The following is a 12,876-nucleotide window of genomic DNA, read 5'->3' as shown; positions in this document are numbered from 1 at the left end:
CTGGGACCGGGCCGGCGGCTTAACCCTTGCCCTCGCGCTTGCCGTTCTCTAGCGGCACCACGGTGCCCTTGCCGCTCATCGCCGACAGCGCCTCGAGTGCCTCCTCGCAGAAATCGGCCACCATCTGCTCGTGCCGGGCGCCGAGGCGCAGCAGTAGCAAATTGCCGAGGTCGAGCACGCCCGACGCCGTTTCCTCCGGAAAACGCTTCTTCAGGATGCGCTCGTAATTGGCGTGACGGTCGCGGTGGTGCTCCAGCCGCGCCATCAGGTCGGTGCGCAGCGGCTCGATATCGATGMTGTCGAGCGCATGGAGGCGGACCAGCAGGTCGTCCTTGATCGAGGGCGGGGTGCTCGGCCGCGCGGCCCAGTGCCGCAGCGCTGTTCGGCCCTCGGGAGTGAGCGTATAAACCAGCTTGTTGGGCTTGCCGGACTGCACCACCTCACGGCCCTGGATGTAGCCGCGGTCGCGCAGCTTGGAGAGTTCGCGATAGATCTGCTGGTGGTCGGCCTTCCAGAAGAAGCCGATCGAGGAGTCGAACGTCTTGGCGAGCTCGTAGCCCGTCATCGGACGTTCCGTCAGGCATGCGAGGATCGCGTCGCCGAGCGCCATGGCACCGGCCTCCCTTGTTCGATTTTAACCAACCAGCTTGACTTTATGCGCATTGGCGCATATGCGTCAATGTGCATATGAAGCAGTCCGAGGTCGGGGTCAAAACCCGATCCGAAAAACCCAGCGAAATCAACCTCCTCGCTACTGTGCATGGGGTTGTTTGCGAGTTTTTTGCCAACGCCTTTGATCCACGGGAGGCAACTGACAATGACCGGCCTCGATTCCTGGTACGACTTCATGAAGTCCCATGACAGCAAAGCGCTCTGGGACCTGCTGCATCCTGACGCCGTGTTCGAAAGTCCCGTCGTGCATTCGCCGCAGCGCGGCCGCGACATCACTTTCAAATATCTCGCCAGCGCCGAGAAGGTGCTCGGYGGCCCCGGCTTCACCTATGTCGGCGAATGGAAGAGCGCCAACGGCGCCGTGCTCGAATTCAAGACCATGATCGACGGCATCGAGATCAACGGCGTCGACATCATCACCTTCGATCCCGAGGGGCGCATCACGCATTTCAAGGTGATGGTGCGTCCGCTCAAGGCCATCAACATGCTGCATCGCCTGATGGCGGAGCAGCTCGCTGCCCAATCATGACACTGCCCTGTGGTTGCAGAAGCAGCTAAGCTTGCTTGCAAAGGCTGCGCCGCAGGAATCACGCGAACATCATCACTTCAAGCCCCTGCCGGGAGACCACCATGCCGATCTACAAAGCCCCCGTCGAAGACGTGAACTTCCTGCTCAACGACGTCTTCCAGATCGACCGCTACGACAATCTGCCCGGCTTCTCCGATGCATCGAGCGACGTGCGTGAGGCGATCCTGGGCGAAGCCGCCAAGCTCTCCGAAGAAGTGCTCCAGCCGCTGAATCGCGTCGGCGATCTCGAAGGCTGCAAGCGCGCCGATGACGGCAGCGTCACCACGCCGAAGGGATTCAAGGACGCCTTCAAGCAGGTCGCCGAAGGCGGCTGGCTTGGATTGTCGGCTCCGACCGAGTTCGGCGGGCAGGGCCTGCCGGTGACGCTCTCCCAGGCGGTCAACGAATTCCAGATCTCCGCCAACATGGCGTTCTCAATGTATGGCGGCCTCACCATGGGCGCGACCGCGGCGCTGCTGGTGCACGGCACGCCCGAGCAGAAGCAGACCTACGTGCCGAAGATGGTGGCGGGCGAATGGACCGGCACCATGAACCTGACCGAGCCGCATTGCGGCACCGATCTCGGCATGCTCCGCACCAAGGCGGTGCGTCAGAGCGACGGCAGCTTCAAGATCACGGGCACCAAGATCTTCATCTCGGCCGGCGAGCATGACCTGGCCTCCAACATCATCCACCTCGTGCTCGCCCGCGTCGAGGGCGCACCCCCCGGCATCAAGGGCGTGTCGCTGTTCGTGGTGCCGAAATTCCTGGTGAATGCCGACGGTTCGGTCGGCGCCCGCAACGGCGTGGTGTGCGGCTCGATCGAGCACAAGATGGGCATCCACGGCAATTCCACCTGCGTGATGAACTACGACGGCGCCACCGGCTGGCTGATCGGCGAAGAGAACAAGGGCATGCAGGGCATGTTCGTGATGATGAACGAGGCCCGCCTCGGCGTCGCCGTGCAGGGTCTCGCGCAATCCGAGGTCGCCTATCAGAACGCGGTTGCCTATGCCCGCGAGCGCATCCAGGGCCGTTCGCTCACCGGCACCAAGGCGCCGGACAAGCCGGCCGACCCGATCATCGTGCATCCCGACGTGCGCCGCACGCTGCTGTCGATCCGCGCCTTCAACGAGGCCGCGCGCGCCTTCGTGATGTGGACCGCGCTGAAGAGCGACGTCGCCCACCGCTCCGAGGATCCCAAGGACCGCCAGGCCGCCGACGACCACATGGGCCTGATGACGCCGGTGCTGAAAGGCTTCCTCACCGACTACGGCTTCGCCAACGCGGTGCAGGCGCAGCAGATGTATGGCGGCCACGGCTACATCGCCGAGCAGGGTATGGAGCAGTTCGTGCGCGATGCGCGTATTGCGATGATCTATGAAGGCGCCAACGGCATCCAGGCGCTCGACCTCGTCGGCCGCAAGCTGCCGCGCGACGGCGGCCGCGCCATCATGGCGTTCTTTGGCGAGGTCATGGCCTTCGCCAAGGAGAACGGCGGCGACGAGGCGATGAAGCCCTTCATCGCCCCGCTGTCGGCTTCGCTCGGCCATCTCCAGCAGGCCACCACCTGGCTGATGCAGAACGCGATGATGAAGCCTGACAATGCCGGTGCCGCGGCGACCGATTACCTGCATCTGTTCGGCTTCGTCGCGCTCGGCTACATGTGGGCGAAGATGGCCAAGGTGACGAATACCAAGATTGCCGAGAGCGGGGCGACGCCCTATCTCTCGACCAAGCTGGTCACCGGCCGCTTCTTCATGGAGCGGATGCTGCCGGAGACCGCCGCCAATCTCGCGCGTATCCAGGCCGGCTCCGCCACCATCATGGAACTGCCGGCAGAGGCGTTCTGAGGAGTTTCGATGTCGGCAGCGGAGGCCATCATTGCGGAGTTTCGCGCCTTCGGCGCCGGGCTCCGTCGCGACAAGTTCTGTGCACGATCCGCTCTGGACATCGTCGACCGCTGCGAGACCGACAGTGTCGGTATTCTCGGTATCGAAGGGTTTTACCTGACCGACACGACGACCGTCCCCCAGCTCGATCGCATCCTCGATCTGAGCGCGGGGATGAAGGCTTACGACACCGCGCGGCAATTCCTTCGCCATGGCGAAGGGCTGCCGCTGTTCTACGAATTCACGTTTCAGGAATGATCGCGGCTGCGTGGCGGTCGTGACGAAATAGCTGCAAATCAGGAGGCTCCCATGGCAGATGCCTATATCTACGATCACGTCCGCACGCCGCGCGGCCGCGGCAAGGCCGACGGCGCACTGCACGAGGTGACCGCGCTCGCGCTCGCCACCGTGCCGTTGAAGGCGCTGAAGGACCGCAACAATTTGCCGGAAGATTCGGTCGACGACGTCGTGCTCGGCGTGGTCGATCCGGTCGGCGAAGCCGGCTCCGACATCGCGCGTTTCGCGGCGCTCAAGGCGGGCCTCGGCGAAGCCGTGCCCGGCGTGCAGATCAGCCGTTTCTGCGCCTCCGGCCTCGATGCCGTGAATTTTGCCGCAGCCCAGGTCATGAGCGGCCAGCATGAACTCGTGATCGGCGGCGGTGCCGAATCCATGAGCCGCGTCGGCATCGGCGCCTCCGGCGGCGCCTGGCCGATGGATCCCTCGATGGCGGTGCCGGCCTACTTCATGCCGCAGGGCGTCTCGGCTGATTTGATCGCCACCAAATACGGCTTCTCGCGCGATGACGTCGATGCCTACGCGGTGCAGAGCCAGCAGCGCGCGGCCAAGGCCTGGGACGAGGGCCGCTTCAACAAGTCGGTGGTGCCGGTGAAGGACATCAACGGCCTCACCATCCTCGCCAAGGACGAGCACATGCGCCCGTCGACGACGATGCAGTCGCTGGCGCAGCTCCAGCCGTCGTTTACCATGATGGCGCAGATGGGCGGCTTTGACGGCGTCGCCGTGCAGTCGCACCCCGAAATCGAGCGCGTCAATTACGTGCACCACGCCGGCAATTCGTCGGGCATCGTCGACGGCGCAGGCGCCGTGCTGCTCGGCAGCAAGGAGGCCGCCAGCAAGTACGGCCTGAAGCCGCGCGCAAAAATCCGCGCGTTCGCGAACATCGGCTCCGAGCCCGCGATGATGCTGACCGGACCGGTCGACGTGACCGAAAAGCTGTTCGCGCGCTCCGGCATGAAGAAGTCGGACATCGACCTGTTCGAGCTCAACGAGGCCTTCGCCTCCGTCGTGTTGCGCTACATCCAGGCCTTCGACATCGACAACGCCAAGATCAACGTCAACGGCGGCGCGATCGCGCTCGGCCATCCGCTCGGCGCCACCGGCGCGATGATCCTCGGCACCGTGCTCGAYGAGCTCGAGCGCACCAACAAGGCGACCGCCCTGGTGACGCTCTGCATCGGCGGCGGCATGGGCACCGCCACCATCATCGAGCGCGTCTAAGGCGAAGGGGAGCAACCAACATGGCTTACAAGAATTTCAAGGTTGAGACCGACACCGACGGCATCGCGCTCGTCACCTGGGACATTCCGGGCCGTTCGATGAACGTGCTCGACGAGACCTCGACCAATGAGCTCGACGCGATCGTCAAGGAAACCACCGCTGACGCCGCGGTGAAGGGCGTCGTCATCACCTCCGCCAAGGAAGCGTTCTGCGCCGGCGCCGACCTGTCCATGCTCGAAGGCATGAACCAGGCCTATGCAAAGGTGTTCAAGGAGCAGGGCGAGACCGCGGCGAACCAGATGCTGTTCGACCAGAGCCGGCGCTTCTCGCTGGTGCTGCGCTCGATCGAAACGTCCGGCAAGCCGTGGGCGGCCGCGATCAACGGCCTCGCGCTCGGCGGCGGCTTCGAGATCACGCTGTGCTGCCACTATCGCGTGGCGGCGGAGAATCCCAAGACGCGGCTCGGCCTGCCCGAGGTCAAGGTCGGCCTGTTCCCCGGCGCCGGCGGCACGCAGCGCGTGCCGCGCCTGGTGCCGCCGCAGGACGCGATGACGATCCTGCTCAAGGGCGATCCGGTCACGGTCGAGAAAGCCAAGGCGCTGAACCTGATCCATGCCATCGTGCCCGCCGCTGATCTCATCAAGGCGGCGAAGGACTGGATCAAGGGCGGCGGCAAGGCCGTCGCGCCCTGGGACGAAAAGGGCTTCAAGCTGCCCGGCGGTCCGGTGTTCTCCAAGGCCGGCATGATGATGTTCCCGGCCGGCAACGCGATCTACCGCCGCGAGACCTACGACAATTATCCGGCCGCGCGCGCCATCATGAGCTGCGTCTATGAAGGCCTCCAGTTGCCGATCGACGCCGCGCTGCGGGTGGAGTCGCGCTACTTCACCTCGGTGCTGCGCTCGAAGGAAGCGGCCGCGATGATCCGCAGCCTGTTCCTGTCGATGCAGGAATTGAACAAGGGCGCGCGTCGTCCGAAGGACGTGCCCGCAACCAAGGTGAAGAAGATCGCCGTGATCGGCGCCGGCTTCATGGGGGCGAGCGTCGGCTACGTCTCCGCGCGTGCCGGCCTCGACGTGGTCCTGATCGACCGCGACCAGGAGAGCGCCGACAAGGGCAAGGCGCATGCGCAGAAGGTGATCGAGGAGCAGATCAAGAAGGGCCGCGCCAAGCCTGCGGATGCCGAAGCTCTGCTCGCGCGCATCACGCCGACCGCGGACTACGCGGCGCTGAAGGACGTCGACCTCGTCATCGAGGCCGTGTTCGAGGACCGCAAGGTCAAGGCGGAGACCTTCGCCAAGGCGCAGGAATATCTGAAGCCGGACGTGATCTTCGCGTCGAACACGTCGACGCTGCCGATCAGTTCGCTTGCGGAAGCCTTCAAGGACCAGGGCAAGTTCGTCGGCATCCACTTCTTCTCGCCGGTCGAGAAGATGATGCTGGTCGAGATCATCAAGGGCAAGAACACCGGCGATGTCGCGCTCGCGACCGCGCTCGACTATGTCCGGCAGATCGGCAAGACGCCGATCGTGGTCAACGACAGCCGCGGCTTCTTCGCCAACCGCTGCGTCGGCCGCTACGTCGCCGAAGGCAACGAGATGTTCCTGGAAGGCGTGCCGCCGGCGATGATCGAGAACTGCGCCAAGATGGCCGGCATGCCGGTCGGCCCGCTCTCGCTGTCGGACGAAGTCGCGCTCGACCTCGGCCTCAAGATCATGAAGGCGACGGAAGCCGACCTCGGCCCGAACGCCATCAACCCCGATCAGAAGAAGCTGATGGTGGAGATGGTCGAGAAGCAGGGCCGCTTGGGGCGCAAGAACAGCAAGGGCTTCTACGACTATCCGGAGAAGGGCAAGGGCCAGAAGAGCCTGTGGCCGGGCCTCTCGGCGCTCCAGCCGAAGCAGCTCGACCCCGATACGCTCGACGTCGAGGAGTTGAAGCAGCGCTTCCTGGTGGTGCAGGCGGTGGAAGCCGCGCGCACGGTCGAGGACCACGTCATCACCGATCCGCGCGAGGCGGATGTCGGCTCGATCCTCGGCTTCGGCTTCGCCCCGTTCACGGGCGGCACGCTGTCCTACATCGACTTCATGGGCACGAAGACATTCGTCGAGCTCTGCCACAAGCTGGAAGCGAAATACGGCTCGCGCTTCACGCCGCCGAAGCTGCTCGAGGAGATGGCGGCGAAGGGCGAAACGTTCTACGGCCGATTCGCGCCGAAGAAGGCGGCGGCCTGATTCGCTTGGCTTCGTAGCCCGGATGGAGCGCAGCGAAATCCGGGACAGTCTCGCCGCATGTAAAGATCCCGGATTGCGCTTCGCTCCATCCGGGCTACGCGAAAACAACAAAGGCCGGATCGTCGATCCGGCCTTTTTGTTTGGGGAGACGTCATCACGGTTGCGTCAGATTTGTTCCCGGGTTGTGGAACCGGTCACAGAATTCGCGTAGGAACCGTGCCAGAGTCCCGCTGCCGCGGTGTCGCGCAATTGTCATAGGCGCGTCAAAGCGGCGCCGTTCTTTTGCTCGGCCCTGGCACTAGTCTTGCTCGGGGTCAGGGCCACGAACCCAGTCGGGACACTTGCCGAGCTATCGGCAGGTTGAAGACGAAATAAGAAAGTATCCTTGATGAACTCTTTGGTGCTGCGGAAGACCGCGCTTGGTCGCGATCTCACCGCTAAATATGCTGTTGAATCCGCAACTGGCCGCCTCTCGCCGCAACGGAAGCCGGCGCGCCTGCGCCGCAAGGGGCCGATGCTTTGGGCCGCTTTGGCGTTACTTGTTCTGGCGGCGGATTTTATGCTGGCTTCCCTCGCCTGGCTCGCCGTCGACTTCGTCGCGGGCTGAGACCCCGCGTGCGTGCAGCAGGTAGGCCGACGCGAAGTAGGCGAGCTGGCAGGCGGCAAGACAGATGGCGATGACGATCACACCAGCCCTCATGCCGAATTCGTAAGCGCGAAGAACGATCGCCGAGAGCACTGCGATCAACGGCGCAATCAATACCAGCGCCCAGATCCTGAAAACATAACCTGTCGCTATTCCCACCAATGCACTTGCGACGATCAGGACGAGGGCAATCGTCAAGTTCAACTCCGATGAAAGTACAAATAATCCTCTAACAATTCCGCCAAGCTCGCGCGCTTTACGGGTAGTGACAAGACAGCACTACTTACATTTGGCGAACAGCAGTTCATAAGTCTAATTATAGGTATGATGATCCGGTGAGATGGGTTCGCGCCCACTCCGCCCCGGGGCAGAATAAAAACGGGCCGGATCGACGATCCGGCCCGTTTTATTTGCGGTCTCCGAACGGCGAGAACGCCCGGCCCGAGACGGCATCGTCGGCAAGGCTCGCTCTCCAGCTGCCTTCGTCGCCGCGGCCGATGCGGACCTCGAAGCGCCAGCCATTCTGATTGGTGAAGGCGATGCCCGTTCCGCCCTTCACTTTGGCGTAGCTGCACGGATATTCGGTCGGCCGGTCCGGAAAGACGATCTTTCCTTCCTTGCTCTCGAATACGGCCGAGGTGATCTGCGGATGGACCATGAAGACGCAGCTGCGCTCCGGCAAGACCGGCGTCGACAAGCCGAGCATCGCGAGCGGCGCGCCGGCGGCAGTCATGAGGACGATCAAGTTCATGGGGCAACTGTCTCGCGGAGATGGTCCTTCGACGCCGCTGCCGATCGACTGGTTCACAATGAAAAGGCCGGATCACCGATCCGGCCTTTCGCGTGGCGATGGCGGCTGCCGCCTTATGCGGCCTGCGCAAGGCCTTCCTTCTTGAGCGCCTCCTGCACCTGCGGCCGCGCCGCGACGCGGGTCTTGTAGGCGCTGAGGTTCGGCATCGCCGAGAGATCGAACTTCATCCGGTCACCCCAGATCAGCATCGTGAACAGATAGCCGTCGGCGACCGTGAACTGCTTGCCCATGAGGTAGTCGCGGCCGGCGAGCTGGCTGTCGATGTATTTCAGCTTGCCCATGACGCGGTCCTTGAAGAACGCCTTGGCCTCGTCGTTGAGCGCCGGCGCGAACAGCGGGCCGAAGCTCTTGTGCACCTCCGAGGTGAGGAAGTTCAGCCACTCCAGGAGCTTGTAGCGCTCGGAACTGCCGTGGGCGGGCGCCAGCGCCTTGGCCGCGGCCTGATCGGCGATCATCTGGACAATGACCGGCCCTTCGGTCACGATCTCGCCGCTGTCCAGGCCCAGCGCGGGGACCTGACCTTTGGGATTCACTTTCAGATAATCGTCGCCATTCTCGAGCTTCTTGGCCCGCAGATCGACCTTGATCAGCTCATAGGGCAGGCCGGCTTCGAGGAGCGCGATGTGGGGGGACAGGGAGCAGGCACCGGGGGCGTAATAGAGTTTCATGGAATTTCCTCCTCGTGACGCTTGGTTGGGGCGAAAGATCACCTACATGCACCTGCATGAAATAGTCAAGATTGATGCAGGTGCATCGAATGGGGTAAGAGACGGGCGACGAGTTTGAGCGGGACCATGAAACGCAAGCCATCGACCGAGGCAACCTCCGCCTGGATCCGCCTGATGCGGGTGCAGAGCCGTGTGCTCGACTGCGTCGAGCAGGACCTGAAGAAGGCCGGCTTCCCGCCGCTGGCATGGTACGACGCGCTGCTCGAATTGTCGCGGGCCCCCTCCGGCGAGCTGCGGCCGGTGGAGCTCGAACGCCAGATGTTGATCCCGCAATATTCCACCTCGCGGCTGATCGACCGCCTGGTCGACGAGGGGCTCGCTTCGCGGCGCGAATGCAAGATCGACAAGCGCGGGCAGTTCGTCGAGATCACTGAAGCCGGCCGCGAGTTGCAGAAGCGGATGTGGGGCGCCTATTCGGCTGCGATCGAGAAATATGTCGGCTCGAAACTGTCCGACGCGGATGCCGTCAAGCTCAGCGGTCTGCTCGACCGCCTGGGCTGCTCGTGCGGCGAGATGAAGCTGCCGCCCGTCGTCAACGTCAACGAAACCTCGCCGTCGCGATGATCGCGCGGCAAACCAGCACGTCCGCGCAACCGGTTGGTTCGCGGACCATCCCTGTCACCCGCGCGCGTTCGATCGAAGCGCTTTTGATTAGAGTTTGATATGGCGCGAGACCAGATCGATATGACGCCGCTGCAATCGCGCGACGAGCTCGTCACGTGGTTCGAGGAAGGCTGCAAGGACCCGTCCGAATTCCGCATGGGCACCGAGCACGAGAAGACGCCGTTCACGCTCGAAGGCCACCATCCCGTGCCGTACGAGGGCGCGCGCGGCATCGGTGCGCTGCTTGAAGGCATGAAGCTCCTGCTCGGCTGGGAGCCGATCATGGAGAAGGGCAACATCATCGGCCTCTACGACGTCACCGGCGGCGGCGCGATTTCGCTCGAGCCCGGCGGACAGTTCGAGCTCTCCGGCGCGCCGGTCGAAAACGTCCACCAGACCCAGAGCGAGCTGATGGCGCATCTGGCGCAGGTGCGCGAGATCGCAACGCCGCTCGGCATCGGTTTCCTCGGCCTCGGCATGACGCCGTCCTGGTCGCGCGCCGACATCCCGGTGATGCCCAAGGGCCGCTACAAGATCATGACCAACTACATGCCGAAGGTCGGCCAGTACGGCCTCGACATGATGTACCGGACCTGCACGGTGCAGACCAATCTCGACTTCTCCTCCGAAGCCGACATGGTCAAGAAGCTGCGCGTCTCGCTCGCGCTGCAGCCGGTCGCGACCGCCTTGTTCGCCAATTCGCCCTTCACCGAAGGCAAGCCGAACGGCTTCCTGTCCTTCCGCTCCGAGATCTGGCGCGACACCGACAATGCGCGCTCCGGCATGATGCCGTGGGCGTTCGAGGACGGCATGGGTTTCGAGCGCTATGTCGACTACGCGCTCGACGTGCCCATGTATTTCGTCAAGCGCGGCGAGGAGTACATCGACGTATCGGGCTCCTCGTTCCGCGCCTTCTTCGACGGCCGCAACAACAATTTGCCCGGCGAGCGCCCGACGCTGTCGGACTGGGCCAACCATCTCTCGACGATTTTTCCCGAGGTGCGGCTGAAGCGTTATCTCGAGATGCGTGGCTCGGACGGCGGCCCGTGGGGCCGGCTGCCGGCGTTGCCGGCGTTCTGGGTCGGGCTGCTCTACGACGATGTCGCACTCGATGCCGCATGGGACATGGTGAAGCACTGGAGCGCGCATGAGCGCCAGTCGCTGCGCGACGACGTGCCGCGTTTCGGGTTCAAGTCGCGGATCAAGGACCGCTATCTCTTCGAGATCGCCAAGGAGTGCCTCGTTCTGGCACATGCCGGCCTGCGCCGGCGCGGCCGGATCGATCAGCTCGGCCGCGACGAGACCCGGCATCTGGAGCCGCTCGATCGCATCATCGATTCCGGCCGGACGCCGGCCGAGGAGATGCTTGAGAAGTACAACGGCTCCTGGAACGGCTCGGTGGAACCGGCCTACGCGGAATACGCGTTCTAGATCGCGAGACCGACGATCAGGATTTGAGCCGTTCATCGCCCATACAGGTTTGCGGCGATCAAATGATCGGCTGAAAAAAACCTGAACGTCGTCAATAACTCGAAAGCTGTTCCGATGGGGAAGGGCCGCCTGCCTGGGGCCGTCATGGCAAGCGTCGTGGCCAAGGTCGCGGCCTGCGTCGTGCTGCTGACRCTCGCGCTTGCGAGCCCGCCTGCGCGCGCCCAGACGGCGTTCGACCGGCCCGGCGGCGACTATTTCAACACGCCGGTCACGTCGGGCGATCCGGAGGATTGCGCGCTGCTGTGCGAGCGCGACCGCCGCTGCCGCTCCTGGAGCTTCAGCTATCCCGACGTCGAGGGCGGCTCGGCGGTGTGCTGGCTCAAGAACACCGTGCCGCCGCGGGTGCCGGAAAGCTGTTGCATTTCCGGTGTGCGCGGCGCCGGCGTGATCGAGCCGCGGATCGAAGGCGTGGAGACGTCGATCGACCGCCCCGGCGGCGATCTGCGCAATTTCGAGCTCAAGGCCGGCGAAGGCGAGGAGGCCTGCAAGGCCGCCTGCACCGCGGACAACAAATGCCGCGCCTTCACCTATGCCCGCCCCGGCTATACCGGCCGTGAGGCACGCTGCTTCCTGAAGAAGGAAATCAAGCCGCCGCGCCGGAAGGCCGGGTTCACGTCGGGCGTGGTGCGGTAGGCAAGGTGCCGTAGGGTGGGTTAGCCGAAGGCGTAACCCACCACTATTTGTCTCCGCGGAAACGAAGGTGGTGGATTACGCTTCGCTAATCCACCCTACGCACCTCATTCCGCCGCAAGCACCGTGATCTCCGGCCACAGCACCTTCCATCGCATCGCTTTCGCCGTGTAGTTCGCCGCGGAAAAATTCAGGCCCGGATTGGGCCGCACGATCAGTCTTTCGACGTCGTCGAATCCGTGCGGCGCGTAGACCTCGTAGTCGTCGCCTGCGCGCTTCACGCCGACTTGCGTGTTCTGCGTCAGGAAGCGGTCGATGCCATCGGTCGCGCGCGTCAGGGCCGGATAGGGCAGGCCGTGCTTGTCGGGATACCACAGGTGCACACGCGCCTGGTTGCGGATCTCGACCTTGACGCCGAGATGCCCGAGCCGCGCCTGCAGCTGGCGGATCACAGCGTCCTCCGCCTCCCATGAGGTATCAGGGTCGAAATAGAACGCGTCATAATCGGCGATGCCGTGATCGACCGCGCGGCCCGTGAGAACGTTCCACGCCGTCTGCGCCAGGCACCCTGCGACCAGCCACGCATCGGGAAGCGCGAGCCGCGCGAGCTCATCGATAATCGTAATGTTGACGGGATTTCTCAGCGCGAGCGCGAGGAATTCGTCGCGGTTCATCGTGAGGTGAGGGACTTCCGGTCAATGCACGGCGGTGAAGAACCGCGCGAGCCGGAAACCGGACAGCCAGGTCCACACCGGCTGGGTGCGCATGCCGAGATCCCAGGAGCCGAGCACGGCATCCGCACGCCCGACCAGATTGTCGATCGGCAACAGGCCGACGCCGCCGGAGCGCAGCGGCACGCGGCTATCGGCGGAATTGTCGCGGTTGTCGCCGAGCACGAAGAGATGGCCGGGCGGCACCGTGACTTCCTGGGTGTTGTCGAGCGGGCCGTTGTCGCGCATCTTGAAGATCAGATGCGACACGCCGTTCGGCAGCGTCTCGACATAGCGATAGGCGGGCTCGCTGCCGCCATTGTCGTCCTCGGCCGCGCCGACGCCATCCGGCTTCAGCTCCGCGGGACGGTCG

General features: G+C 64.1%; 14 protein-coding genes. 8 read left to right on the top strand and 6 right to left on the bottom strand.

The genetic code is table 11. The annotated features are described in order from the left end of the window. Positions 1–19: 19 nt before the first annotated feature. Entirely contained in the window at positions 20–610 is a 591-nt protein-coding gene (locus ACXJL8_RS06075) for a PadR family transcriptional regulator (protein ID WP_456684751.1), read from the bottom strand. Between the two features lie 207 nt (positions 611–817). Here ACXJL8_RS06075 and ACXJL8_RS06070 point away from each other — a divergent pair, with 207 nt between their 5' ends. From ACXJL8_RS06070 to ACXJL8_RS06050, 5 genes are all read left to right on the top strand, one after another. Further along, positions 818–1,201, top strand: coding sequence for a nuclear transport factor 2 family protein (locus ACXJL8_RS06070; RefSeq protein ID WP_456622562.1), 384 nt, complete (start codon positions 818–820; stop codon positions 1,199–1,201). A gap of 101 nt (positions 1,202–1,302) precedes the next feature. Continuing rightward, positions 1,303–3,093, top strand: a complete 1,791-nt coding sequence (locus ACXJL8_RS06065; protein ID WP_456622561.1) for an acyl-CoA dehydrogenase C-terminal domain-containing protein — start codon at positions 1,303–1,305, stop codon at positions 3,091–3,093. 9 nt (positions 3,094–3,102) lie between these two features. Next, positions 3,103–3,390, top strand: coding sequence for a hypothetical protein (locus ACXJL8_RS06060; RefSeq protein WP_456622560.1), 288 nt, complete (start codon positions 3,103–3,105; stop codon positions 3,388–3,390). Positions 3,391–3,441: 51 nt separating this feature from the next. Further along, entirely contained in the window at positions 3,442–4,650 is a 1,209-nt protein-coding gene (locus ACXJL8_RS06055; protein ID WP_456622559.1) for an acetyl-CoA C-acetyltransferase, read from the top strand. Positions 4,651–4,670: 20 nt separating this feature from the next. Beyond that, positions 4,671–6,884, top strand: coding sequence for an FAD-dependent oxidoreductase (locus ACXJL8_RS06050; protein WP_456684750.1), 2,214 nt, complete (start codon positions 4,671–4,673; stop codon positions 6,882–6,884). A gap of 535 nt (positions 6,885–7,419) precedes the next feature. Here ACXJL8_RS06050 and ACXJL8_RS06045 read toward each other — a convergent pair. The 3 genes from ACXJL8_RS06045 to gstA form a co-directional block, all read right to left on the bottom strand. After that, entirely contained in the window at positions 7,420–7,728 is a 309-nt protein-coding gene (locus ACXJL8_RS06045) for a hypothetical protein (protein ID WP_456622557.1), read from the bottom strand. Between the two features lie 208 nt (positions 7,729–7,936). Beyond that, positions 7,937–8,281, bottom strand: a complete 345-nt coding sequence (locus ACXJL8_RS06040) for a hypothetical protein (RefSeq protein ID WP_456622556.1) — start codon at positions 8,279–8,281, stop codon at positions 7,937–7,939. Positions 8,282–8,394: 113 nt separating this feature from the next. Continuing rightward, complete coding sequence (gene gstA / locus ACXJL8_RS06035) at positions 8,395–9,009, bottom strand: glutathione transferase GstA (protein WP_456622555.1); 615 nt, start codon at positions 9,007–9,009, stop codon at positions 8,395–8,397. Between the two features lie 126 nt (positions 9,010–9,135). Between gstA and ACXJL8_RS06030 the strand changes: the two genes are divergently transcribed. The 3 genes from ACXJL8_RS06030 (at position 9,136) to ACXJL8_RS06020 (ending at position 11,796) form a co-directional block, all read left to right on the top strand. After that, positions 9,136–9,633: a MarR family winged helix-turn-helix transcriptional regulator gene (locus ACXJL8_RS06030; RefSeq protein ID WP_027533069.1), complete on the top strand. Its 498-nt coding sequence runs from the start codon at positions 9,136–9,138 to the stop codon at positions 9,631–9,633. Positions 9,634–9,732: 99 nt separating this feature from the next. After that, positions 9,733–11,103: a glutamate--cysteine ligase gene (locus tag ACXJL8_RS06025; RefSeq protein WP_456622554.1), complete on the top strand. Its 1,371-nt coding sequence runs from the start codon at positions 9,733–9,735 to the stop codon at positions 11,101–11,103. Between the two features lie 114 nt (positions 11,104–11,217). Further along, positions 11,218–11,796: a PAN domain-containing protein gene (locus ACXJL8_RS06020; RefSeq protein WP_456622553.1), complete on the top strand. Its 579-nt coding sequence runs from the start codon at positions 11,218–11,220 to the stop codon at positions 11,794–11,796. Between the two features lie 104 nt (positions 11,797–11,900). Here ACXJL8_RS06020 and ACXJL8_RS06015 read toward each other — a convergent pair whose 3' ends face one another. Further along, positions 11,901–12,467 carry a nucleotidyltransferase family protein gene (locus ACXJL8_RS06015; protein ID WP_456622552.1) on the bottom strand — a complete coding sequence of 189 codons (567 nt, stop codon included), beginning with the start codon at positions 12,465–12,467 and terminating at the stop codon, positions 11,901–11,903. A gap of 21 nt (positions 12,468–12,488) precedes the next feature. After that, positions 12,489–12,876, bottom strand: a 388-nt coding sequence (lepB, locus tag ACXJL8_RS06010) for a signal peptidase I (RefSeq protein WP_456684749.1), incomplete at its 5' end; no start/stop codon positions are given.

The organism is Bradyrhizobium sp. P5_C11_2 (assembly GCF_054049755.1).
This window is presented reverse-complemented; position numbering and strand designations above follow the sequence as displayed.